We start from the raw sequence: 23,134 nt of genomic DNA on the forward strand, positions 1-23,134 counted from the left end.
GGTTTTACCCGGGGCCGTTCTTTTTGCGCATGCGATGGGTGAATTTCATCGCGCGCGATGGGCAGGTCTTTCGCTTACAGAGAAAAGGATTTTCGGATGTCCCGTTTCGCCTCATTCCCACGGCAGGTCGGTGCTGTTGCATTGGCTGTCGCTGTGCTGGGCGGTTGCGCCCACATTCAACCTCCCGCGCAACCGGTCGCCGTGAACATCGTGGCGATCAATGACCTGCACGGTTATTTACAGGCCAACCCCTACGCCTTTCGTGATGCCAACGCCGAAGGTGGCGTACGCCGGATGCAGGCCGGTGGCGTGGCGACCCTCGGCGGCATGCTGACGCAGTTGCGCAAGGACGACCCGCAGTTGCTGTTCATCGGCGCTGGCGACCTGGTGGGCGGCAGCCCGCCGTTGTCGGCGATGTGGGCCGACGAACCGACGCTCGAAGCGCTGCGGCATATGAACATGAAACTCAGCGCCATCGGCAACCATGAACTGGACAACGGTAAGGCCGAATTCCTGCGCCAGCTCAAGGGCGGCTGCGAGTCTTCGCGTCCGACCAAGGCTTGCCAGTTTCGCCCCACCTATCCGGGCAGCGGCTTCCCGTACCTGGCGGCGAACCTGATGGATACCGACACCGGCAAGCCGTTGTTGCCGGCGTACCGCATCGAAGAGGTCAAGGGCCAGAAAATCGCGTTTGTCGGCGCGGTGCTGCGCGACGTGGCCTCGGTGGTCAGCGCCAAGGGCATGCGGGGCTTGAGCGTCGAGGACGAAGCCGAGTCGATCAACCGGCTGATTCCCGAACTCAACCGGCAGGGCGTCAACGCGATTGTCGCGGTGGTGCACCAGGGCGGCGCGACGCCCGAGCCGTTCGACAAGCAGGATTGCTCGCAACTGAGTGGCGACATCGTGGACGTGGCCAAGCGTCTGGACCCGGCGGTGGATGTGTTGATTACCGGGCATTCCCACCAAGGCTACCTGTGCAAGGTCGGTCCGTTGCTGGTCACCCAGGGCAATTCGTATGGGCACCTGATGACCCACCTGACCCTCGACATCACCCCCGGAAAGCATCAGGTCACGCGGGTTCAGGCGACTAACTTGTTGGCCGATCCGGCGCAGTACCCGGCCGATCCGCAGATGGCCGCCCTGGAGCAGGAAGTGCAAACCCGCAGCAACACGGTGCTGCTCAAACCGGTGGGCGCCATTGCCGCGTCCCCCATCACCCGTGCGGCAGATGCGGGCGGCGCGACACCACTGGGTGACCTGATTGCCGACGCGCAACTGGCCACGGGCGCTGCACACGGGGCGCATGTCGCGTTCATGAACAACGGCGGCATTCGCGGCGACTTCGCCCTGCTGCCTGGCCAGCAGCGCCTCAACTACGGGCAAGTGGCGACCGTGCAGCCGTTCAACAACAACCTGATCGCGTTCGACCTCAGCGGCCGGCAGATCGAGCAACTGCTCAACCAGCAATGGAAGGCCGAAGACGACGTCAATGTGCTGCAAGTGTCCAAGGGGTTCAGCTACCGCTGGGACGCCACGCGCCCGCTGGCCAGCCGTGTCGTGCCGGGCAGCATTCGTCTCGACGGCAAGGCCTTGCAGCCCCAGCGCGTTTATCGCGTGGTGGTGAACGCGTTTCTCGCGGATGGCGGCGACCGCTTCACGGTGTTCAAGCAAGGCGTCAACCGTAGCGACCTCGGTGTGACCGACCTCGATGGCCTGATCGATTACCTGCAACGCATGGATCAGCAGGGCAAACCGATAGGCGCGGCGCTCAGTGCCGGGCGGATTGTGAAGGTCAACTAACCCGGTCGCGGGAGCCTTCCCACGCTCCCACATGGGAAGGCATCCGGTGACGCTCTGCGGGCTAACGGCAAATAATTTCAAAAAAACGATGAGGTAAACCCGGGCGACATCCGTGTAGTGCTTGAAAGTGCGAGTGATTCGCATCCGTAGCGGTTCTACACACAGGTCGTGAGCAATGAAGTCCAGGGCAAACTCGGTGGCAGGCAGTTCGGTCAAACAATGGTTCGGTGTTTGGGCAGTGGCCATTTCGGCGCTGGCCTTGTTACCGCTGAACGTGGCGCTTGCGGCGCAGACCGCCGAACAACACAGCGCACTGTTTACCTTCAGCATCGCGGCCAAGCCGCTGCCTCAAGCCTTGAGCGACTTCAGCCGGGTTACCGGTATTAGCGTGGTCTACACCGACGAGGCGCCGTATGGCCTCAACGCGCCGGCCGTCAACGGTCAGATGAGCGCCGAGCAGGCCATGCAACGGTTGCTGAGCGCGTCCGGTTTCACCTTCCGCCGTACCGACGCCCGAACCTTGGCCCTGGAGCCGATGCCTACGGCGGGCACCTTGAACCTTGGCGCGACCACCATCACCTCGGTCGCACAGCAACCGATGACGTATCAACCGCCGTCCACCACCTCGGTGGCGCGCTCGTCGGCGTCGCTTCAGGAAATTGCGCAGACCATCAACGTGGTGCCGGCCCAGGTCTTGCGCGACCAGGTGCCGCGTAATCTGGACGATGCGCTGGCCAATGTCAGCGGCATCACCCAGGGCAACACCTTGGGCAACAGCCTGGATGCGGTGATGATTCGCGGCTTTGGCGATAACCGAAACGGCTCGATCATGCGCGACGGCATGCCGCTGGTGCAGGGTCGAAGCCTGGATGCCACCGTGGACCGGGTTGAAGTGCTCAAGGGCCCGGCGTCCTTGCTCTACGGCATCCAGGACCCGGGCGGTGTGGTGAACCTGGTCAGCAAGCAGCCGCAATTGCAGGCCTACAACGCCGTGACCCTGCGGGGTTCGACTTACGGTAACGGCAAGCATGGCAGCGGCGGTGGGCTCGACAGCACCGGCGCGCTCGGGGACTCCGGCCTGGCCTACCGCATGGTGCTCGACCACGAGGATGAAGATTACTGGCGCAATTTCGGCACCAACCGCCAGACGCTGATCGCACCGTCCCTGGCCTGGTTTGGCGAAAACACCCAACTGTTACTCGCTTATGAGCACCGTGAATTCCTCACGCCGTTCGACCGTGGAACCGCGATTGACCCGCGCACCCATCACCCGCTGAATATCCCGAGCGAGCGTCGGCTTGATGAACCGTTCAATAATCTGGAAGGCCGTTCGGACCTGTACCACTTCCAGGCCGACCACGAACTCAATGACAACTGGAAAGCCCATTTCGGCTACAGCTGGAACCGCGAAACCTACGACGCCAGCCAGGTCCGGCTCGTGTCGATCAACCCCGCCAAGGGCACACTGACCCGCAGCATGGACGGCACTCAGGGCGCCATCAGCACCGACCGTTTTGCCACCGTCAGCCTGGAAGGCAAGGTCGACGTCGCCAGCCTGCAGCACGATCTGGTATTCGGTTTAGATGACGAATACCGCAAGTATTACCGCGCAGATTTGATCCGGCAGAAGAGCAAGTACCCGACCTTCAGTTACCTGAACCCGGTTTACGGTCGTGAAGTCGCGGGCAGCACGGTCAGCCCGGCCGACAGCGCCCAGACCGACCTGCTGCGCAGTGACTCGCTGTTCCTGCAGGACTCGATTCACTTGAACGAGCAATGGATCCTGGTGGCGGGCGCCCGCTTCCAGGCGTACGACCAGTACGCGGGCAAGGGGCGACCGTTCAAGGCCAACACCGACAGCAACGGCCAGAAGTGGGTGCCGCGTGCCGGCCTGGTGTATCGCTACACCGATGAGTTGTCGTTCTACGGCAGCTACACCGAGTCCTTCAAACCCAACTCGACCATTGCTCCGTTGAGCGGCAGTACCCAGGTGCTGGATGGCAGCGTGGCGCCGGAAGAATCCAGGTCCTGGGAGTTGGGAGCCAGGCTCGACATGCCGGGCCGTGTGACTGGCAACATCGCCCTGTTCGACATCAAGAAGCGCAACGTGATGGTCTCCAACTCCGCCGACCCGAACAACATCGCCTACAGCGCGGCCGGCGAAGTACGTTCCCGGGGCCTGGAAGTGGACCTGATGGGCCAGTTGAGCGAGCGCTGGAGCCTGATCGGCAGCTACGCCTACACCGATGCCGAAGTCACCCAGGACCCGGTCCTCAAAGGCAAGCCATTGCAAAACGTGGCGAAGAACACCGGCGCGCTGTCGGCGGTCTACGACTTCGGCAGCCTCATCGGCGGTGATCAATTGCGAGTGGGGGCGGGCGCGCGGTATGTCGGTGAGCGGGCCGGCAACGCGGTGGACGATTTCCAGTTGCCGAGCTACACCGTGGCGGACGCGTTCGCTACCTACGACACCCAACTCGACGGGCAGAAGGTCAAGTTCCAGCTCAACGTGAAGAACCTGTTTGATCGCACCTATTACACCTCGGCGGCGAGCCGGTTCTTTGTGTCGATGGGCGATTCGCGGCAGGTGTCGTTGTCCAGTACCCTGGAGTTCTGACGGTTAGCGCAAAAACGCCTGGCGGTATTCGCCGGGCGTTCCTTTCATGGCTTGCTTAAAACGGTTAGTGAAATGGCTGGCGCTGGCAAAGCCGCAGGCCAGTGCGATGTCGCCCAACGGCTGGGCAGTGCTGCGCAGCAACTGCCGCGCATGAGACAGGCGCCGGGCCAACAGGTATTGATGGGGCGGCAGGCCAAAGCTCTGGCGAAACATCCGGGCGAAGTGATATTCCGACAACGCACACAGGCCCGCCAACTGACCCAGGCTGATGGGGTCGGCCAAATGGTTGTCGATGTATTCGATCAGATGCCGGCGCTGATAGGCGGCCAGGCCACCCCTCAAACGTAAACCCTGGCGCAGGCCAACCTGGCTGAGCAAGGTATGGCTGAGCATTTCATGGGCCAGGCTGCTGGTCAGCAGGCGTTCGCCGGGCTCGTTCCAGTTCAACTGAATCAACTGACGAAAGCGCCAGGCTTGCTGTGCGTCCTCAAGGAATGTGCTTTCGCGCAGTTGCAGCTCGCGGGGTTCGCGGTCGAGCAAGGTTACGCAGCCGAGGGCGAAGTGCTCGGGGCTGAAGTAAAGGTGCGCCAGGCGGATTTCGCCGTTGATCACCCACGCGGACTGGTGTTCGGCGGGCAGGATGCACAGTTTGTCCGGGCCGCCCTTGGTGCCGGGTGATTCGCGGCGAAAGGTCCCGGTGCCCCCGGCGATGTAGCAGGACAGGGTGTGATGGCCCGGCGCTTCATACTCTTGGGCGTCGTGATGGTTGCTCCACAAGGCTGCGGCCATGCCGTCACCGAGCTCGGCGCTGTGCTCCAGGCGAGCATTGGGCGAGCGGTTGAGGGCTTGAAAGACTTGCAGGGTTTCCAGTGCGGGCATGATCGTTTCTCCAACGCCTTGCATCCTACCCTGTCACCTTCGCGCTGCCAGCCTGTGCACCTGCAAAAGCGCAAGTTTATGCAAGCGCGTGGCACGGTGGGCGGGGGAGACTGCAGGCATTACTCAGGAGTTGCCGTCATGAACCTCTCGTTATACCTGCTCACCGTGCTGATCTGGGGCACCACCTGGATTGCCTTGAAACTGCAACTGGGGGTGGTGGCGATACCGGTGTCGATCGTCTATCGCTTCGGCCTCGCGGCGCTGGTGCTGTTCGTGATGTTGCTGCTCAGCCGGCGCCTGCAAGTGATGAACCGGCGCGGGCACTTGATCTGTCTGGCCCAGGGGCTGTGCCTGTTCTGTATCAACTTCATGTGTTTCCTCACCGCCAGCCAGTGGATTCCCAGTGGCTTGGTGGCGGTGGTGTTTTCCACCGCGACGTTGTGGAACGCCTTGAACGCACGGGTGTTCTTCAGTCAGAAAATCGCCCGCAATGTGTTGATGGGCGGGGCGCTGGGGTTGTTCGGGTTGGGCCTGCTGTTCTGGCCGGAGCTGGCGGGGCATACCGCGAGCCCGCAAACCCTGCTGGGCCTTGGCCTGGCCTTGTTGGGCACCTTGTGTTTCTCGGCGGGCAACATGCTGTCCAGCCTGCAACAGAAAGCCGGCCTCAAACCGTTGACCACCAATGCCTGGGGCATGGCCTACGGCGCCGCGATGCTGTCGGTGTATTGCCTGGTCAAGGGCATTCCCTTCGACATGGAATGGAACACCCGCTACATCGGTTCGTTGCTGTACCTGGTGATTCCCGGCTCGGTCATCGGGTTTACCGCCTACCTGACGCTGGTCGGGCGCATGGGCCCAGAGCGCGCCGCGTATTGCACGGTGCTGTTCCCGGTGGTGGCGTTGAACGTGTCGGCGTTTGCCGAGGGGTATCAATGGACTGCGCCCGCACTCGCCGGGCTGGTACTGGTGATGCTGGGGAACGTACTGGTGTTCCGCAAACCGAAACCGGCCGTGATACCGGCAAACAGCAAAATGGCCTGATTGAACAATGCGTCTCAGTGATCGTTCTTCATGGCCAGAAAGAACAGCGCGGGCATCAGGAACTCAACGATGCCGCGCGACCACCCCATGGCGTTCCATTGCGGGGAAGAGTCCATGTCGAACCATTCGTTACCGATAACCTGCAAGATGAAGTAGTAAATAAAGATCGCAATCATAAAACCCACGACGGCAAACTTTTTTGCCTCGTGGAACTCTTTGCGGGGGGCATTGATTTTACGGTAGAGCTGATAGGTTCCCAGCAGGCAACAGACCGTGAAGATGCTTTCCAGGGTCATGATCATCCAATAGAACCGATGGTGCATCATCTCGGAAGTAATGGCGCGATACATCAGTGAGCCAGTTCCTCGCGTGGTGTCCATGCTGAGGATGTGCCCGACGAATTCATAGTTGGAGGGATAGTCGGTCAAGTTGCTGAATACAACCAGTGCTCCAAATATACCCACCATGAAAACAAGGGTTAGTTTGCACCACCTTATCAGGTGGGCTGTGGTCAAGATGCGCATGTTGTGACTTCTCCGGAAGTAAGGTTCGCGAGGGGCGAATAACAGGGTCTGGAGTTTATAGTGCGGGTGCTGGCCGTGAGCGGGGACTGAATTGCAAGTTATGTCGACACGCAACAAGTTAGATGAAGCGTTGATAACTAATGGACGGTATTGTCGAGTGCCAAGTTTATTGGCAGCCGTCATGAAGTGTGGGTGTTGATTCCACGGCAAGAAGCGGCACGTCGGTTGGGACATGCCGCGGGTTAATCAGCCCTTCCACACCTGCGGGTTCACCAGGTCCTGTGGCCGCTCACCCAGCAGCGCGCTGCGCAGGTTCGCCACTGCGCGGTGGGCCATGGCGTCGCGGGTCTCAAAGGTGGCCGAGCCGATGTGCGGCAAGGTGACAGCGTTTTTCAGCTGGAACAACGGTGACTCCGCCAGCGGCTCCTGCTCGTAGACATCCAGCCCCGCCCCGCGAATCCGCTGGGTTTGCAAGGCTTCGATCAGCGCCGGTTCATCCACCACCGGCCCTCGGGAAATGTTCACCAGGATGGCGCCGGGCTTCATCAAGGCCAGCTCGCGATGGCTGATCAGGTGCCGGGTTTTGTCGCTGAGCGGCACCACCAGGCAAACGAAATCGGCTTCGCCAAGCAACTGGTCGAGGCTGCGCAACTGAGCGCCAAGCTCTTGTTCCAGCGCGCTCTTGCGGCTGTTGCCGCTGTAGAGAATCGGCATGTTGAAGCCCAGCCGACCGCGCCGAGCGATGGCCGCACCGATGTTGCCCATGCCGACGATGCCCAGCGTCTTGCCATGCACATCGCAGCCAAACAGTGGCGCGCCGACACTGGCCTGCCACTGTCCGGCCTTGGTCCAGGCGTCCAGTTCAGCCACGCGTCGGGCGCTGCTCATCAGCAAGGCGAAGGCCAAGTCGGCGGTGCTCTCGGTCAACACGTCCGGGGTATTGGTGAGCATGATCCCGCGCTCGTTGAAATAGTTCAGGTCGTAGTTGTCATAACCCACCGACACGCTGGAGACCACCTCCAGGTTGCTGGCGTTTTCCAGCTGGGCGCGTCCGAGTTTGCGACCGACACCGATCAAACCGTGAGCATGGGGCAGGGCCTCGTTGAACTGCGCATGGATGTCGCCGTGCTTGGGGCTGGGCACGATCACGTCGAAATCCTGTTGCAGGCGCTCGACCATTTCGGGCGAGACACGGCTGAAGGCAAGTACGGTCTTTTTCATCGCTGGAAGGCTCGTCAGGCGGAGGGGGATGCCAGGCAACCTAACACTCCCTGTCGGGGTTTTGCGAGGGTCACACTATTTGGGCGCACACATAACCTGTGGTGAGGGAGCTTGCTCGCGCTCGGCTGCGAAGCAGTCGTCAGTCTTCCATAGCTCATTGACGCGATTGCGAGCGCTGCGCATTCGAGGGAGCAAGCTCCCTCGCTACACTGGATCACATCAATCCTTGCGATCAGTTCGCCAGCCGCGCCCCGCTCAAACTGCCACTCAGCTCATAGGCCGTCAGTTCAGCCTGATGGGCTGCCAGGATCTCTGGCAGCGACCCGCGCAGGTATTCGACCCAGGTCTTGATCTTCGCGTCCAGGTACTGGCGCGAAGGGTAGATGGCGTACAGGTTCAACTCTTGCGAACGGTACTTGGGCATTACCCGCACCAGCGTGCCGTTGCGCAGGCCTTCGATGGCGGCATACACCGGCAGCACGCCAACCCCCATGCCGCTGATGATCGCGGTTTTCATCGCATCGGCCGAGTTCACCAGAAACGGTGAACTGTTGATGGTGACCATTTCCTGGCCTTCCGGGCCGTCGAACAGCCATTTCTCCAGCGGAATCACCGGGCTCACCAGGCGCAGGCAGGCGTGGTTCAGCAGGTCGCTGGGTTTGTGCGCACAGCCATTGGCTTTGACGTAGGCCGGGGACGCACAAACGATGCTGTAGGTGATGCCCAGCCGTTGCGAGACGAACCCCGAATCCGGCAGTTCGCTGGCGAGCACGATCGACACGTCGTAACCCTCGTCCAGCAGGTCCGGCACGCGGTTGGCCATGGTCAGGTCGAAGGTGACGTCCGGGTGGGTCTTGCGATAACGGGCGATGGCGTCGATCACGAAGTGCTGACCGATCCCGGTCATCGTATGCACCTTGAGCTGACCGGCCGGCCGCGCATGGGCGTCGCTGGCCTCGGCTTCGGCTTCTTCGACATAAGCCAGGATCTGTTCGCAGCGCAGCAAATAGCGTTTACCGGCCTCGGTCAGGGCGATGCGACGGGTGGTGCGGTTGAGCAAGCGGGTTTGCAGGTGGGCTTCCAGGTTGGAGACCGCGCGCGAGACGTTGGCTGTCGTTGTATCAAGCTGCACAGCGGCGGCAGTGAAGCTGCCGGCCTCGGCGACACAGCTGAAGGCGCGCATGTTTTGCAAAGTGTCCATGGGGTGCTCTCGGGGGCGATAACAAATTGTGACACGAAGTTGCTGCGTCTTTACAGGCGACTAAAGATGGGATTAGGGATTATCGCGTTAACGGTAACAAAGATTCACAGGAATCCCGGCTTATCGCCATTCGGGCCGCCCCCTAGAATTGCGCCGTTACTGGTGTGTGGGAGCGAGCCTGCTCGCGATGCAAACAACCCGGTGCATCAGGTACATCGTGCCGATGCCATCGCGAGCAGGCTCGCTCCCATAGATAAGTCAGTGTCCACAGGACCTCGTACCTCCCCCCTACTTCCAGGAATTTGCAGCAGTGCCGCGTCGCATCATCAGAGAGCTGAAGACTCTCAGTGTCTGGGCTTTATCGTTAGCAATCAGCGGCTGCATCGGAACCGGAGGAATTGCCCCACAAGGCAAGACACTCGCCGCCAATACCTTGGCCACAGACGACGCTATCCAAAGCGCCGCACAGGACGCACAGTGGCCCACCGCCCACTGGTGGCAGGCCTATGGCGACCCTCAACTCAACGCCTGGGTCGAACATGCCATACAGGGTAGCCCAAGCATGGCCATGGCCGCGGCTCGCGTGCGTCAGGCTAAGTCCATGGCCGGTATCGCCGAGTCGGCCGAGTCGTTGCAGGTCAATGGCCAATCCACCCTCAAGCGTCACAACTGGCCCACCGACCAGTTCTATGGGCCGGGCGAGTTGGCCAACACCACCACCTGGGACAACAACGCCGCGCTGGGTTTCAGCTACGCCCTCGACCTGTGGGGCCGCGAAAGCAATGCTACCGAGCGCGCCGTGGACATGGCCCACATGAGCGCCGCCGAAGCCCGCATGGCGCAGCTCGAATTGCAGAACAACGTGGTGCGCGCCTACATCCAGTTGTCGTTGCATTACGCGCAACGGGACATCGTGGCGGCAACCCTCACTCAGCAACAGCAGATTCTCGACCTGGCGCAAAAGCGCCTGGACGGCGGCATCGGCACCCATTTCGACGTCAGCCAGGCACAAACCCCGCTGCCGGAAACCCATCGGCAGCTGGACGCACTGGACGAAGAAATCGCCTTGAGCCGCAACCAGCTCGCCGCGCTCGCAGGCAAAGGACCGGGGGAGGGCGCGCACTTGCAGCGGCCGTCGTTGTCGCTGGGGGCCGCGCTGAAACTGCCTTCGGCGTTGCCGGCGCAGTTGCTCGGTCAGCGTCCGGACGTGGTCGCCAGCCGTTGGCAAGTGGCGGCGCAGGCGCGCGGTATCGACGTAGCGCACGCCGGTTTTTATCCCAACGTCGATCTGGTCGGCAGCCTCGGCTACATGGCCACGGGCGGTGGCGCGCTGGAGTTTCTGACCGGTAAAAAACTCAACTACAGCGTCGGCCCGGCAATTTCCCTGCCGATCTTCGACGGCGGGCGCTTGCGTTCGGAACTGGGCGAAGCCTCGGCCGGGTATGACATTGCCGTGGCCAGGTACAACCAGACCCTGGTCGATGCGCTGAAAAGCATCTCCGATCAGTTGATCCGCCGCGCGTCCATGGACAAGCAGCAAACCTTCGCCGCCGAGTCGGTGGCCGCGGCACAGAAGACCTACGACATTGCGATGATCGCCTACCAACGCGGCCTCACCGATTACCTCAACGTGCTGAATGCCCAGAGCCTGTTGTTCAAACAGCAGCAGGTGCAGCAGCAGGTCCAGGCCGCACGGTTGAGCGCCCATGCCGAATTGGTGACGGCGCTTGGTGGTGGCCTCGGCGCGGGTAATGACGTGCCGGCCAACAGCAAAGTCCAGGCACCGAAACCCCCGGCTCTTCTCAAGAGCATCGTGAATTGAACGCAAACCCTGTGGGAGCGGGTTTGCTCGCGAAAGCGGTGTGTCAGTCAATGCTGATGTCACCTGACACACCGTCTTCGCGAGCAAGCCCGCTCCCACAGGTCCCGCATCGACCAATGAGCTGGATTTCATGACTCCTTTGCCTGCACCGCTGCGCTGGTTGCATTCCCTTGAATGGCGCCGCGGTTTTTTCGACTGGGCACGCAGCGACGGCGTGACCTGGGTCTACATTTTCAAGGTATTGATCGCGGCGTTCCTGACCCTGTGGCTGGCCATGCGCCTGGAGCTGCCGCAACCGCGCACAGCGATGATCACCGTGTTCATCGTCATGCAGCCGCAGAGCGGCCAGGTGTTTGCCAAGAGTTTCTATCGCTTCCTGGGCACCCTGGCCGGCTCGGCGGTGATGGTCGCGCTGATCGCGTTGTTTGCGCAGAACACCGAACTGTTTCTCGGCTCGCTGGCGATCTGGGTCGGTATCTGCTCGGCGGGCGCGGCGCGTAACCGCAACTTTCGCGCCTACGGTTTTGTGCTGGCCGGCTACACCGCCGCGATGGTCGGTTTGCCTGCGTTGGCGCACCCGGACGGCGCGTTCATGGCGGCGGTCTGGCGGGTGCTGGAAATCTCCTTGGGGATTCTCTGTGCGACCCTGGTCAGCGCTGCGATCCTGCCGCAAACCGCCAGTGCGGCGATGCGCAACGCGTTGTACCAACGCTTCGGCGTGTTCGCGCTGTTCGTCACCGACGGCTTGCGCGGGCGCAGTCAGCGCGACACCTTTGAACGGCGCAACGTGGGCTTCATCGCTGAAGCCGTGGGCCTGGAAGGCTTGCGCAGCGTCACCGTGTTCGAGGACCCGCACATGCGCCGGCGCAACGGCCGGCTCAGCCGCTTGAACAGCGAGTTCATGGGCATCACCACCCGTTTCAATGCCTTGCACCAGTTGCTCGAACGCCTGCGCAGCAGTGGCGCCGATCACGTGGTGGCGGCGATCAAACCCGGTTTGCAGGACCTGGCCGAACTGCTCGACGGGTTCTCTGGCCGCGCCCTGACCCATGCCGACGCCGCACGGTTGGCCGCGCAACTGGCAGCCTATAAAGAAGGGTTGCCGGCGCGGGTTCGTAGCTTGCGGGCGACTTTTCAAGAGACCGGGCCGAGCGACGCCGAGCAACTGGACTTCCACACGGCGTACGAGTTGCTGTATCGCTTCGTCGATGAGTTGCACAGTTATGCACAGACTCACGCCTCACTGGCCGAGCACAGCCACGAACGCGAGCAATGGGACGAACCCTACACCCCGAAAACCAACGGGCTGGCGTCCGCCGCTTCGGGGATTCGTGCCGCGTTCATCCTGATCGTGCTGGGCAGTTACTGGGTCGCCACGGCGTGGCCGAGCGGCGCCACCATGACCTTGATTGCGGCGGCCACCGTTGGTTTGTCGGCCGCGACGCCGAACCCCAAGCGCATGGCGTTTCAAATGGCCTGCGGGACGTTCTTGGGGGCGCTGATCGGCTTCGTCGAGATGTTCTTCATCTTCCCCTGGATCGATGGTTTTCCCCTGTTGTGCGTGATGCTCGCGCCAGTGATTGTGCTGGGTTCGTTCCTCACCTCTCGGCCGCAGTACGCGGGCGTGGGCCTTGGCTTGCTGATCTTTTTCAGCACCGGTTCGGTGCCGGATAACCTGACCGTCTACAACCCTTACACCTTCATCAACGACTACATCGCCATGGTGCTGGGCATGCTGGTGTGCGCGGCGGCCGGGGCGATCATTCTGCCGCCCAACAGTCGCTGGTTGTGGCGTCGCCTGGAACAGGACCTGCGCGGGCAAGTGGTGTATGCCATCAGCGGCAAACTCAAGGGGCTGGCCTCAAGTTTTGAAAGCAGCACCCGTGACCTGGTGCATCAGGCGTATGGGCTGGCGGCGGGGCAACCGCAGGTACAGAGCGACCTGCTGCGCTGGATGTTCGTGGTGCTGGAGGTCGGCCACGCGATCATCGAGTTGCGCAAGGAGCAGGCGATCCTTCCGGTGCATCCGGCGTATGCCGAGTCCCAACCGTGGCGCCAGGCGATCCGGGTCATGGGGCGCTCGCTGGTGCGGTTGTTCCTGCAACCGAGCCAAAGCAACCTGGAGCGCTGCTTGATTGCGGTCGACCACGCCATCAGCCGCGTCCAGGCCACCGACGAACCCTTTGCCCCGCACTTCGACACCTCGGCGTTGCGCCGGGTGAAGAGTTACCTGCATTTCATCCGCACCTCGTTGCTCGACCCGCAATCGCCGCTGGCGGCACTCGCCGCCGCTCAAGGACCTGACCATGCCTCGTGAAATCGCCTTCCACGGCGTGTACATGCCGACCATGACCCTGATGTTTTTCATCGCAGCAGTATTGGCCTGGGCGCTGGACCGGTTCCTCTCGGGCTTTGATCTGTACCGCTTCTTCTGGCACCCGGCGTTGCTGCGCCTGAGCCTCTTTACCTGTTTGTTCGGCGCCCTGGCGCTGACTGTTTATCAGTGAGACCGATTCGATGAAAAAGCTCTTCAGCCTGCTCGCAACCTTGTTGGTGCTGGCCCTCGCGATGTGGATTGGCCGCACGTTGTGGGTGCATTACATGAACACCCCATGGACCCGCGACGGCCGGGTGCGCGCCGACATCATCAACGTCGCCGCCGACGTCACCGGCGAGGTGGTCGACGTGCCGGTGCGTGACAACCAGTTGGTGAAAAAGGGCGACCTGCTGATGCAGATTGATCCCGAGCACTACCAGATCGCCGTGAAACAGGCGCAGTCGCTGGTGGCGTCACGCAAAGCCACCTGGGAGATGCGCAAGGTCAACGCGCACCGCCGCGCCGACCTCGACAACCTGGTGATCTCCAAGGAAAACCGTGACGACGCCAGCAACATCGCCGACTCGGCACTGGCCGACTATCAGCACGCCCAGGCGCAACTGGAAGCGGCGGAGCTGAACCTCAAACGCACCCAAGTGTTGGCGGCGGTGGACGGTTACGTCACCAACCTCAACGTTCATCGCGGTGATTACGCACGCATCGGCGAAGCGAAAATGGCCGTGGTCGACATGCACTCGTTCTGGGTCTACGGCTTTTTCGAAGAGACCAAACTGCCGCGTGTGAAGGTGGGTGACAAGGCCGATATGCAACTGATGAGCGGCGAAGTGCTCAAGGGCCATGTCGAGAGTGTTTCGCGTGGCATCTACGACCGCGACAACCCCGAGAGCCGCGAGTTGATCGCCGACGTCAACCCGACGTTCAACTGGGTACGCCTGGCGCAACGGGTGCCAGTGCGGATTCACATCGACGAAGTGCCGGATGGCGTGCTGCTGGCGGCGGGGATTACGTGCACGGTGGTGGTGAAGCAGGATCGCGAGGATTAACCCTGTGGCTAGGGGGCTTGCCCTTTTCAGGTCGCAGAATATCCTCAGGAATCCACATTCTGCCCCCTCGCCCCTTTGGGGGAGAGGGGGGGTCGGATCAGAACAGAGCATTCAGACGCTGAGTTTTCTTAACTGACCGGCATTAGACCAAGTGGTTATTTGTACGCGGTGTTCAGGATGCTGGTGGCCTGATCGATGGTTTGGCCCATGGTCAGGTTGTCGTCTTTCAAGATGGCCACGATTTGTTTGTTCTGCAGAATGTCGATGGTCGGGTTTTTCAGTTGTGCCTTTCTGGCGATGATGATGTAGCTCAGCACTTGGCCGCGTGTTTCCATGCCCGGATAAGCCAGTACGGTGGCGATGGATTGCTTGACGAAGTTGTAGCGCTCAGCCGACGGCATGCCTTTGAAGGTGTCCGGGAAGTCCAGATGAATATTCGCCGAGTACAGGCCGATGTCCTCTTCCCGGGCTTCGTCGTACATGGCTTTTTGAGTGGTCACGGTTTTGCGGAGTTCGGCATACAGGGCTTCGCCTTGCGCGATTTGCTCAGGCGTCATTTCTTTTTTCAGGTCGTCGGTGTCTGACGTGTCATCCGCGGTGCTCTTGATTCTCGACCAGGCGTAACTGTCGACCAACTTGCCTTCGTTTTCATACAGGCTCATGAGCATGTGCTGTGAGTCCGGGCTACCGTGGCGGGCGGAGCGTTCCAGCCAGCGCAGGGCGAGGGCTTTGTCCTGTTTGGCGCCGCGGCTTGGGTACGAGTAGCTTTGGTACATGCCGAACGCGGCGCACCAGTCATTTTTGGCGGCCGAGTAAGCGATGTAGTTAAACGCTTCGGTATTGCGCTGGGCTTCGGTTTTGGACTCATCCTGTTCGGTGATGGTCGCCAGAAAGCAGAAAGCACGGTCGTGTTTCGCAGCAGCCATGATGAAGCAACTCTTGGCTTCCTGAAGTTCATCGTCGTTAAACAGTCGGCTGCCAATGCCATACAAGATGTCACTGTCCATGCTCGCGTTGCAGTATTCATTGGCGACCGGTGCAGGCAATACGTCCTGCAAGGTGAGTTTGGGCAGTGTGTCGTTCAGGCTTTGGTCTTTATCTGCCGGTGGGGTAGCGCAACCGATGAGCAACGTTGCGACGGCCAAAGGTAGAAGGTTGGAGAGTTTCAACGGATATTCCCTGATCTGTATTAAAAACGGTGCGACGAAAGGCCCGAGTGATGCACTCAAGGCCAGGTGTTCGGATTGGGCGGATAATGGTTGAAGGCGAAAGCGCGTGACAGGCGAACGGATCGTTGCTTTATCAGGGGCAGGCAGGGTAATACCGGTTGCGTGAGTCGCTGGCAGTCCCTTACCTGGCGTTTATCGCTGAGGCATCCATTCTCCTTGCGTACGGCTAAATCCTGAGTGAAGCGCGCTGGGCGCTTCAAAAGCGGGCATTTTACTGACATCGAATGGATTGGCAATTTCATCCGGGCTTGTCGCCCGCTTACTCGTTACAGAATGTTTCGTGCAGGTGTCGCCACTTCAACTGCCCCGACGGCAGCCTTTCAAAGATTACCGTTGAGCGTCGGTCCGTGTTCAGCCCGGTGTCATCCGTCTGCGCCTCGCGGTAGCTGACGGTGGCGCCGCTGGCGTGTTGATCGAGGCCGCGCAACTCGCTGAGTTGGATCGTGAAGCCCGGTCGCTTGCCGCCAGCCTGCTGGAACAGTGCAGTCAGGGTCATGAAGTCCAGGGCTTTGCCCATCGGCGTGATCATCGAGAATTCAGGCGAAAAGCGCGACAACAGATGCTCCAGCGTCCCGTCATTCTGATGGCTGGCAAACCATTGCTCGATCAACTGATGGGCCTGGATCACTTCATCAAAATACTCGCGGTAGTTGTTCATGAGGTTTTTTCCTGAGAGGGATAAGGGCTGAGTAGCGCCCGTACGGTTGTTGAATCGAAGCGCAAAACGGCGAACATCGGCAGCAACGAGAGAAGGGCTGCGACGAGGAAGCATCGTTCGAATGCGAGGGGTGATTGAGGGCCGAGGGCGCCCAGCAAGGAACTCAACACCGCCGCCCCGAGGCAGAAACTCAGTTGCCGATTGATGTTCCACAGCGCGCTGGCGTGGCCCATGCGTTCAGGGCGAATGTCGAGAAACGCCAGGGTCTGCGCGCTGCTGCTGCACAGGCTGCCGCCCAGGCCCATCAGGGTGTAGGCGATGATCGGCAACCAGTCTTGCGGCTGCTCGATCAATGTCAGCAGGCCAATGCCGAGGCTCTGCAACAGCATGCCGACAACCAGTAAAGGCTTGGGACCGAAGCGGTTGAAACAGCGTTTGCCCGTGACAATCGCCACCGCTGAACCCAGTGCCCAAGGCAGCATCAACGCGCCAATTTTCGCCGTCCCCAAACCGAGCTGATGTAGGTACAGCACCGCAATCAGGCTGGTGCCGATGAACACGCCGGGTATCAGCAAATACACCAGCATCGCCAGCCGCAGTGACGGGCTGTTGAGCAACTGCAAATCGAGGACGGCCGCCGGTTTTTGCCAGCCGTCGCGCAGGTACAACCACAGTGCGACGGCGCTCAGCATCAGTACGAGCATGCCGAGGCGGCGGTTTTCGGTTTCGCTCAGCAGGCTCAAGGCAATCAGCAGCAAGCCCAGGGTCGAGGCGGCGAGCAGCAGGCCACGGATGTCCAGTGTCGGGCGTTCGGTTGCCGGGGCCTCGGCCTTCAGCCACAGCGCGCCGAGCGCCCACGCGAGCAGGGTCAGCGGTACGTTGAGGTAAAACACCCAGCGCCAGGACAGGGCCTGAACAATCAGCCCTCCCGCAGCAGGCGACAGCGCCGGCACCAGCAACGCCACCGACATCACCCAGGTGGTCAAGCGGCTGCGCTGCTCCGGTGGAAAATGACGGAAGGCCAAGGCCTGGCCGATGGGAATCAACAGCCCACCGCTCAACCCTTGAACCAGTCGCCAGCCGATCAGTGTTTCAATCGAACCGGCCCCGGCCACCTGCATCGAAGCGAGGCCGAACAGCAGCAATGAACCGAGGATCAGCCGCCGTTCACCGAGCCGCGCCGCCAGCCAGACGCTCAACGGGATAATCAGCGTGAGCCCGAGCATGTAGGCGTTGCTGATCCATGCCAGTTCGGTGACCGAGGCGTGCAGTTCGAGGGCGATGTCCGGGTAGGCAATGCTGGCGACAAACATGTTCAGCAGGTCGAGGGCGAACCCCAGCAGATACACCAGCGCGACTTTGGAGCGATAGGCCATGGCAGCCTCCAGGTAGACAGAGGCGCAGGGTAGGGCGTTTGCGCTGCTGGAGAAACGGCGGTTTGGCTGCTAGTTTGTCAAAATTATTTTGACAAACTCTCGGTGCAACCATGGTCAGTCTGGATCGATTCGACACCTTCAAAGCCGTGGTCGAGGCGGGGTCATTGACCGCTGCCGCCGACTTGCTCGGGCAAACCCGCGCCGTGGTGAGTTTCAACCTCAAGCGGCTGGAAGCCGAACTTGGCGTCACCTTGCTGACCCGCAACACCCGGCAACTGGCGCTGACCGATGCCGGCGAGCGTTTTTACCTGCGTTGCCTGCGGACCCTGGACGAAGCCCGACTGGCGATTGAGGAGGCCCGCTCCGAACACACTCAGTTGCGGGGCACGCTGCGCATCACCACCACGGTGGAATACGCGCTGGCCCGGCTGGTGCCCGCGCTGGATGTGTTTCGTGAGTTGCACCCACAGCTGAACATTCACTTGTCCACGTCCTCGACCCATGCCGATCTGATTTCCGAACGGTTTGACCTGGCGATCCGGTTGGGGCGAATGCTCGACTCCAATCTGCGGGCGGTGCAGTTGTCGACCTTCGAGATTTTCGCGGTGGTGGCGCCGAGCCTGATCGAGCGCCATGAGGCCGCCAACACGTTGGCGGCGCTGCAACTAATGCCGACGCTGGGGCATGGACGGGTGAGTGAGTTGACGGTGACGGACCCCGAGGGTGCCGAGCATCTTTACCAACCGGGGCCGGGGAAAACCGCCATTGTCGCGGACAACTCGTCCACGCTGCGAGCGTTCGCGCTGTCGGGGCACGGCGTGGCGATTTTGCCGCAATGGCTGGTTCAGGAAGACCTGGATTCAGGACGCTTGCAACGGTTGTTGCCTGATCATTCCTTTGCTCGGCAAGGGGTGTACGCGCTGTACCCGGACACCCGGCATTTGCCGCTGAAGGTGCGGGCGTTTATTGATTTCTTGAAGGGCTGGAGCTGAGATTATCGTTGACTGTTCGACCGCCTTCGCGAGCAGGCGTCGACGCGGCGTCAGAGCTGCCCGCGCAACCCGAACCGCTTCATCAACCCCGACTCCAGCAACCCTTTTGGCAGCAACCCCGCCAGCAGCGGCAACGCCCGGCTGCCATTGCCCAGGCGCAGCAAGCGCGGCGGTTTGCTCTGCTGCACGGCTTTGAGCAACCCTGCCGCGAACACCGAGGCCGGGGTCGGGTTGTCCTGCGAGGCCTTGGCCCGCGCACGAATGCCTTCACGCAACGGCCACCAGGGCGATTGTTCGGTGATCAGTTGCTCAGCTTCAGCGCCTGCATTCTTGGCGAAACTGGACGCGATGGCGCCGGGCTGGACTTCCATCACCCGGATGCCGAACGGCGCCAGTTCCATGCGCAAGGCATCGCTCAAGGCATGCACGGCGGCTTTCGAAGCACAGTAGGCGCCCGCGAATGGCGTGACCAACACCCCGGAAACGCTGCCGATATTCACCACCAGGCCTTTGCTGCGGCGCAACACCGGAAACAACGCGCGAGTGACGCCGACCACTGCGAACACGTTGGTTTCGAATTGACGTTGCATCGCTGGTACGCCGCCATCGAGCAGCGGTCCCATGGCGCCGTAACCGGCGTTGTTGATCAGCACATCGAGGCCGCCGTGTTGCTGATTGATGCGTTCGCTCAATTGCTCCAGCGCCGGCTCGTCGTTGACGTCCAGCTGTACCGCCGTGAACCCGGCTGCCGCGAGTATCGCCACGTCATCAGCCTTGCGCGCCGTGGCCCAGACCTCGTAACCGGCGTTTTTGAAAGCGTCGGCCAACGCGCGGCCGATGCCGCTGGAACAACCGGTGATTAACGCGAGGGGCATGGCGCGGTCCTTGTGCAAGAAGAGGGGGGAAGTGAGGAATCAGTCAGAGAAACTACCCTGCAAACGCTCGGCGCGAAACTCCAGGGTTTGCGGGCGATAGCCGGGACGCAGCGGTGGCATCGGCAAACAGTCTTCCCAGCTGGCGCCAGCCTGTAATTCGCCGGGGCCGCGATAGCGCGGGGCGGCGTAGAGGTTGTCGGCCAGGTTCACGGTGTCGCCCGGCGCATAGGCCGCGATCCGCCAGCGCAACTCGGTCAGCGGCACGTCGTTGCCGTTGTTCATTTTCAACTGCAAGGGCCGATCCGCCGGGCAGTGCTCCGGCGCATAGGTGATGCGCAGTTCCAGCCGCGCCAGTTGCTTGGCTTCGCGGTTGTCGAGCCAGACCACCCAGGTCGCCACGAGCCCCAACCCGATGGCCGCTGCCAGCGAAACCGGCAAGGCCCGGGACGGGTAGCGCAGCAAAAGAATGAGCCAAGTGATGACCAGCAGGACGCCGATGAACATGCTTGAACGCTCCTTGAACTTATGATCACCATCCTACCGAAGGGTTGCGGGAATAGACATTCGGCGATCAAGGTACTTTGCCGTTGGTCGGTACTGTAATTTCTACCAGTAGCCACGCCTGTCCGCGAACGGTTAGATGACCGCTGGTAAACAGGGAGCCGCCGGTATGCATGACTTGACGATGGGAATGCATCACAAAACCCCACGACTCTCCGTCGTCGATCCCCGGGGGCTGCCGATCCGTTCGGTTGATTATTGGCGCGAGGGCGAAGGCGATCCGGCCCAGGCACGCATCAACCGCACGTTCCACGATGCTGCAGGTTATCCGGTCAAACAGTGGGACCCACGGCTTTGGGGGCTGCAAGAGGACGATCTTCAGGCCCCGCCCAACGTCACTACGCTGTATTCGCTGTCCGGTAACGCATTACATACTGTCAGCCTCGATGCCGGATGGCGCATCAACCTGCCCGGTCTTGCCAATGAGTCTTTGTTGAGCTGGGACGGTTGTGGTACCCGACACGAAGTTGAATACGATGAGCTTCTGCGGCCACTGACGGTGTTCGAGCAAGGCTCAGGAGAGCCACGGCGTTGCCTCGAGCGATTGCAATATGGTGGGCCTGATCAAGCCAGTCAGAACCATAATCAGTGCGGGCAACTGATTCGCCACGATGACCCGGCGGGTACAGTGTTGTTCGAATCGTTTGCGATTACCGGCGCAAGTCTTGAACACATCCGTCACTTCACCCGCAACCCTGATGCCCTTGCGGATTGGCCAGAGGAGGAAACCGAGCGCAACCTGCTATTGGAGCCAGGTGTGGGGGCGACAACGAAGTGGCGTTACGGTCCTTTGGGGGATGTGCTGGAACAGACCGATGCCAAAGAAAATCGCCAGTCGTTCCGGTTGACCCTGGAGGGTCGATTGCGTGGCAGCGCCCTGGCGTTGAGAGGGCAGACCTCCGGGCAAACCCTGGTCAGTGACATTCAGTACAACGCCGATGGGCAGGTGGAGAGGGAAACGGCCGGCAATGATGTGGTGACAAGCCTGACCTATTGCCCTGAGGACGGACGCCTGATGGAACGACGGGCGTGGAGCGATCATGCCGGTTTGTTGCAGCACCTGATCTACGTCTACGACCGAATGGGCAACGTCCTGAGCATCGAGGACAAGGCGCTGTCGGTGCGTTACTTCAGTAATCAGCGTATCGAGCCTATCAGTTGCTTTGTCTACGACAGCCTTTATCAGTTGATCGAGGCCACCGGCTGGGAGAGGGGAGGTCCCAACCGGGGGCCGGAATTCGTGGGGCGGGCCGATCCGGCTGCGGTCAGCAACTACCGCCAGACGTACTGTTATGACAAGGGCGGCAATTTGCTAAAGCTGACGCATGTTGGTGCACAAAATCCGGGGCGCACATTGACCTCCGCCCGCTATAGCAATCGTTGCCTGCCCGAGCGCAATGGCCGCCCGCCTACCGAAGAAGAAATCGCCGGCGCTTTTGACGCCAATGGCAATTTGCTGGAGCTGGATCAAGGACGGCTCCTGACGTGGGATCTGCGTAACCAACTGCGCTCGGTCAGCCCGGTGGAACGCGCCTCCGGGCTCAATGATCGGGAGTCCTATGTCTACGATGGCAGCGGACAGCGCGTTCGCAAAATCCGCTCGCTGCAAACCAATGCTCGAACGGTCGTCGCTGAAGTACGTTATTTGCCGGGGCTTGAACTGCGCACCGATAACGGCACGGGGCAGGTGTGGCAGGTCGTCACCGCCCAGGCGGGACTGAACAGCGTGCGGGTGCTGCACTGGGAAACCGATCCGCCGCTCGGTCTGAGCAACGATCAATACCGTTACAACCTCGTCGATCACCTGAACTCCTGCATCCTCGAACTTGCCGATGACGCCAGGATTATCAGCCGGGAAACCTACTACCCCTTTGGCGAGACCGCCTGTTTTGCCGGTGACGATGTAATTGAGGTCAGTTATAAAACGGTGCGTTACTCAGGCAAGGAGCGCGATGCAACGGGGCTTTATTACTACGGTTTTCGTTACTACATGCCGTGGTTGCAGCGTTGGGTCAACCCTGACCCCGCAGGAGACGTAGATGGTCTAAATCTGTACCGGATGGTTCGGAACAATCCGGTGGGATTGGTTGATAAAAATGGGCTCGCACCTGATCCCAAAGACGGTCCGCTAGGTAGTGTTTCACGACTCAGGGAGCATTTTAATGCACCCAGTGCACCCCAGGTACCGGCACGTTTACGCCCGCCGATCCCGGCGAGATCGGCAGCACTTCAGTTTGCTCCACCTCGCCTCGACAGCCCGGTCCAGGCGAATACAGCCGCGCCAGCGAAAGTGGAAGCATCTAAGAGACCGCCGCCTGTTGTGTTACCCCAAGCGGATCATTCGGCAGGACCGCTCCCTTCATACGCTACCGGCTCAATGGTTGTCGGCTCGCATTCATTGTTGCTTGCCCAAACGGGGAGTGTTGTGGCCATGAGGGGGGATAATCGTCCACCCGAGGATATCCATAAAGCAGGCGGTTTTTACCCGAGGGACAACAGGGGACCCAAAATCAAACAGGAATTCACTCAGGCAGTGGTCGCCAAAGGTATTAACACCCACGCCAACGAACACGTGAGAAGCCCCGTTGCTGGTTATGTATCTACTGGCATGGATGAATCATCAGGTGGATATGGTGACACCAGAGCCTATCTGTACCGGATGGAAATCCCAGGTTTGAAAGAACGAGACATTAATGAGCAGACACTGGGGCTCGGGTCGTCTTTCAGATTCACTCCCAAAAATGGGTTAGATGCCAGACTTTTGATGAGTGGTGGCACGCTTGATCAGTCCGAATTCGTTGCGATGATTCCGCCCAGGACTGTGGAAATGACTTTCGTAACCCCGATTCCGAACGCCTACATTGTCGCCTCCAGAAAAGCAGGAAGCGATAAATGGGTACCATTTCCTTAATGAACTTCCACATGTAAATAAGCCCCCACCCAACCCACTGCGGATA

18 protein-coding genes are annotated in these 23,134 nt (G+C 60.8%); 9 read left to right on the forward strand and 9 right to left on the reverse strand.

What is annotated here, in order from left to right; all coding sequences use genetic code 11:
- Nucleotides 1–96: 96 nt before the first annotated feature.
- Nucleotides 97–1,800, forward strand: a complete 1,704-nt coding sequence (locus AC1Z1G_RS04970) for a bifunctional metallophosphatase/5'-nucleotidase (RefSeq protein ID WP_483625353.1) — start codon at nucleotides 97–99, stop codon at nucleotides 1,798–1,800.
- A 175-nt stretch (nucleotides 1,801–1,975) separates the two neighbouring features.
- Nucleotides 1,976–4,417 carry a TonB-dependent siderophore receptor gene (locus AC1Z1G_RS04975; protein ID WP_483625355.1) on the forward strand — a complete coding sequence of 814 codons (2,442 nt, stop codon included), beginning with the start codon at nucleotides 1,976–1,978 and terminating at the stop codon, nucleotides 4,415–4,417.
- Between the two features lie 3 nt (nucleotides 4,418–4,420).
- On the opposite strand, the gene AC1Z1G_RS04980 is transcribed toward AC1Z1G_RS04975, so the two are convergent.
- Complete coding sequence (locus AC1Z1G_RS04980) at nucleotides 4,421–5,296, reverse strand: helix-turn-helix domain-containing protein (RefSeq protein ID WP_483625357.1); 876 nt, start codon at nucleotides 5,294–5,296, stop codon at nucleotides 4,421–4,423.
- Nucleotides 5,297–5,434: 138 nt separating this feature from the next.
- Here AC1Z1G_RS04980 and AC1Z1G_RS04985 point away from each other — a divergent pair, with 138 nt between their 5' ends.
- On the forward strand, nucleotides 5,435–6,337 hold the full coding sequence (locus tag AC1Z1G_RS04985) for a DMT family transporter (protein ID WP_483625359.1): 903 nt from the start codon (nucleotides 5,435–5,437) through the stop codon (nucleotides 6,335–6,337).
- Between the two features lie 14 nt (nucleotides 6,338–6,351).
- Here AC1Z1G_RS04985 and AC1Z1G_RS04990 read toward each other — a convergent pair whose 3' ends face one another.
- From AC1Z1G_RS04990 to AC1Z1G_RS05000, 3 genes are all read right to left on the reverse strand, one after another.
- On the reverse strand, nucleotides 6,352–6,861 hold the full coding sequence (locus AC1Z1G_RS04990; protein WP_483625360.1) for a DUF2165 family protein: 510 nt from the start codon (nucleotides 6,859–6,861) through the stop codon (nucleotides 6,352–6,354).
- A 246-nt stretch (nucleotides 6,862–7,107) separates the two neighbouring features.
- Nucleotides 7,108–8,082 carry a 2-hydroxyacid dehydrogenase gene (locus AC1Z1G_RS04995; RefSeq protein ID WP_483625361.1) on the reverse strand — a complete coding sequence of 325 codons (975 nt, stop codon included), beginning with the start codon at nucleotides 8,080–8,082 and terminating at the stop codon, nucleotides 7,108–7,110.
- A 232-nt stretch (nucleotides 8,083–8,314) separates the two neighbouring features.
- Nucleotides 8,315–9,283 (reverse strand): LysR family transcriptional regulator, encoded by a 969-nt coding sequence (locus tag AC1Z1G_RS05000; RefSeq protein WP_483625363.1) that lies wholly within the window; start codon nucleotides 9,281–9,283, stop codon nucleotides 8,315–8,317.
- A 310-nt stretch (nucleotides 9,284–9,593) separates the two neighbouring features.
- On the opposite strand from AC1Z1G_RS05000, the gene AC1Z1G_RS05005 reads away from it, so the two are divergent.
- The 4 genes from AC1Z1G_RS05005 to AC1Z1G_RS05020 all read left to right on the forward strand — a co-directional run bounded on the left by AC1Z1G_RS05005 (nucleotide 9,594) and on the right by AC1Z1G_RS05020 (nucleotide 14,486).
- On the forward strand, nucleotides 9,594–11,105 hold the full coding sequence (locus tag AC1Z1G_RS05005) for an efflux transporter outer membrane subunit (RefSeq protein ID WP_483625365.1): 1,512 nt from the start codon (nucleotides 9,594–9,596) through the stop codon (nucleotides 11,103–11,105).
- Between the two features lie 130 nt (nucleotides 11,106–11,235).
- The gene (locus AC1Z1G_RS05010; protein WP_483625367.1) at nucleotides 11,236–13,422 is read left to right on the forward strand and encodes an FUSC family protein; all 2,187 of its coding nucleotides are present in this window, start codon (nucleotides 11,236–11,238) and stop codon (nucleotides 13,420–13,422) included.
- The gene (locus tag AC1Z1G_RS05015; protein WP_483625369.1) at nucleotides 13,412–13,612 is read left to right on the forward strand and encodes a DUF1656 domain-containing protein; all 201 of its coding nucleotides are present in this window, start codon (nucleotides 13,412–13,414) and stop codon (nucleotides 13,610–13,612) included. The genes AC1Z1G_RS05010 and AC1Z1G_RS05015 overlap by 11 nt, the downstream gene beginning before the upstream one ends.
- 10 nt (nucleotides 13,613–13,622) lie before the next feature.
- Complete coding sequence (locus AC1Z1G_RS05020; protein ID WP_483625370.1) at nucleotides 13,623–14,486, forward strand: efflux RND transporter periplasmic adaptor subunit; 864 nt, start codon at nucleotides 13,623–13,625, stop codon at nucleotides 14,484–14,486.
- Between the two features lie 155 nt (nucleotides 14,487–14,641).
- On the opposite strand, the gene AC1Z1G_RS05025 is transcribed toward AC1Z1G_RS05020, so the two are convergent.
- From AC1Z1G_RS05025 to AC1Z1G_RS05035, 3 genes are all read right to left on the reverse strand, one after another.
- Nucleotides 14,642–15,655 (reverse strand): SEL1-like repeat protein, encoded by a 1,014-nt coding sequence (locus AC1Z1G_RS05025; RefSeq protein WP_483625372.1) that lies wholly within the window; start codon nucleotides 15,653–15,655, stop codon nucleotides 14,642–14,644.
- A 319-nt stretch (nucleotides 15,656–15,974) separates the two neighbouring features.
- A complete protein-coding gene (locus AC1Z1G_RS05030) occupies nucleotides 15,975–16,373 on the reverse strand; it encodes a DUF4440 domain-containing protein (RefSeq protein WP_483625374.1) in 399 nt (132 codons plus the stop codon).
- Nucleotides 16,370–17,749, reverse strand: coding sequence for an MFS transporter (locus AC1Z1G_RS05035; protein ID WP_483625376.1), 1,380 nt, complete (start codon nucleotides 17,747–17,749; stop codon nucleotides 16,370–16,372). The genes AC1Z1G_RS05030 and AC1Z1G_RS05035 overlap by 4 nt, the downstream gene beginning before the upstream one ends.
- 110 nt (nucleotides 17,750–17,859) lie before the next feature.
- Between AC1Z1G_RS05035 and AC1Z1G_RS05040 the strand changes: the two genes are divergently transcribed.
- Nucleotides 17,860–18,741, forward strand: a complete 882-nt coding sequence (locus AC1Z1G_RS05040; protein WP_483625378.1) for a LysR family transcriptional regulator — start codon at nucleotides 17,860–17,862, stop codon at nucleotides 18,739–18,741.
- Between the two features lie 50 nt (nucleotides 18,742–18,791).
- Here AC1Z1G_RS05040 and AC1Z1G_RS05045 read toward each other — a convergent pair whose 3' ends face one another.
- Complete coding sequence (locus AC1Z1G_RS05045) at nucleotides 18,792–19,616, reverse strand: SDR family oxidoreductase (protein ID WP_483625379.1); 825 nt, start codon at nucleotides 19,614–19,616, stop codon at nucleotides 18,792–18,794.
- 39 nt (nucleotides 19,617–19,655) lie between these two features.
- A complete protein-coding gene (locus AC1Z1G_RS05050) occupies nucleotides 19,656–20,120 on the reverse strand; it encodes a multidrug transporter (protein WP_483625380.1) in 465 nt (154 codons plus the stop codon).
- Between the two features lie 181 nt (nucleotides 20,121–20,301).
- On the opposite strand from AC1Z1G_RS05050, the gene AC1Z1G_RS05055 reads away from it, so the two are divergent.
- Nucleotides 20,302–23,088, forward strand: coding sequence for an RHS repeat domain-containing protein (locus AC1Z1G_RS05055; RefSeq protein WP_483627753.1), 2,787 nt, complete (start codon nucleotides 20,302–20,304; stop codon nucleotides 23,086–23,088).
- Nucleotides 23,089–23,134 lie beyond the last annotated feature (46 nt).

Source organism: Pseudomonas sp. JL27(2026), assembly GCF_056933555.1.

What these genes read in the sequence shown, in the direction of transcription:
- AC1Z1G_RS04970 (WP_483625353.1), top strand. Translation starts at nt 97, where the DNA reads ATGTCCCGTTTCGCCTCATTCCCACGGCAGGTCGGTGCTGTTGCATTG.
- AC1Z1G_RS04975 (WP_483625355.1), top strand. Translation starts at nt 1,976, where the DNA reads ATGAAGTCCAGGGCAAACTCGGTGGCAGGCAGTTCGGTCAAACAATGG.
- AC1Z1G_RS04980 (WP_483625357.1), bottom strand. Translation starts at nt 5,296, where the DNA reads ATGCCCGCACTGGAAACCCTGCAAGTCTTTCAAGCCCTCAACCGCTCG.
- AC1Z1G_RS04985 (WP_483625359.1), top strand. Translation starts at nt 5,435, where the DNA reads ATGAACCTCTCGTTATACCTGCTCACCGTGCTGATCTGGGGCACCACC.
- AC1Z1G_RS04990 (WP_483625360.1), bottom strand. Translation starts at nt 6,861, where the DNA reads ATGCGCATCTTGACCACAGCCCACCTGATAAGGTGGTGCAAACTAACC.
- AC1Z1G_RS04995 (WP_483625361.1), bottom strand. Translation starts at nt 8,082, where the DNA reads ATGAAAAAGACCGTACTTGCCTTCAGCCGTGTCTCGCCCGAAATGGTC.
- AC1Z1G_RS05000 (WP_483625363.1), bottom strand. Translation starts at nt 9,283, where the DNA reads ATGGACACTTTGCAAAACATGCGCGCCTTCAGCTGTGTCGCCGAGGCC.
- AC1Z1G_RS05010 (WP_483625367.1), top strand. Translation starts at nt 11,236, where the DNA reads ATGACTCCTTTGCCTGCACCGCTGCGCTGGTTGCATTCCCTTGAATGG.
- AC1Z1G_RS05015 (WP_483625369.1), top strand. Translation starts at nt 13,412, where the DNA reads ATGCCTCGTGAAATCGCCTTCCACGGCGTGTACATGCCGACCATGACC.
- AC1Z1G_RS05020 (WP_483625370.1), top strand. Translation starts at nt 13,623, where the DNA reads ATGAAAAAGCTCTTCAGCCTGCTCGCAACCTTGTTGGTGCTGGCCCTC.
- AC1Z1G_RS05030 (WP_483625374.1), bottom strand. Translation starts at nt 16,373, where the DNA reads ATGAACAACTACCGCGAGTATTTTGATGAAGTGATCCAGGCCCATCAG.
- AC1Z1G_RS05035 (WP_483625376.1), bottom strand. Translation starts at nt 17,749, where the DNA reads ATGGCCTATCGCTCCAAAGTCGCGCTGGTGTATCTGCTGGGGTTCGCC.
- AC1Z1G_RS05040 (WP_483625378.1), top strand. Translation starts at nt 17,860, where the DNA reads ATGGTCAGTCTGGATCGATTCGACACCTTCAAAGCCGTGGTCGAGGCG.
- AC1Z1G_RS05045 (WP_483625379.1), bottom strand. Translation starts at nt 19,616, where the DNA reads ATGCCCCTCGCGTTAATCACCGGTTGTTCCAGCGGCATCGGCCGCGCG.
- AC1Z1G_RS05050 (WP_483625380.1), bottom strand. Translation starts at nt 20,120, where the DNA reads ATGTTCATCGGCGTCCTGCTGGTCATCACTTGGCTCATTCTTTTGCTG.
- AC1Z1G_RS05055 (WP_483627753.1), top strand. Translation starts at nt 20,302, where the DNA reads ATGGGAATGCATCACAAAACCCCACGACTCTCCGTCGTCGATCCCCGG.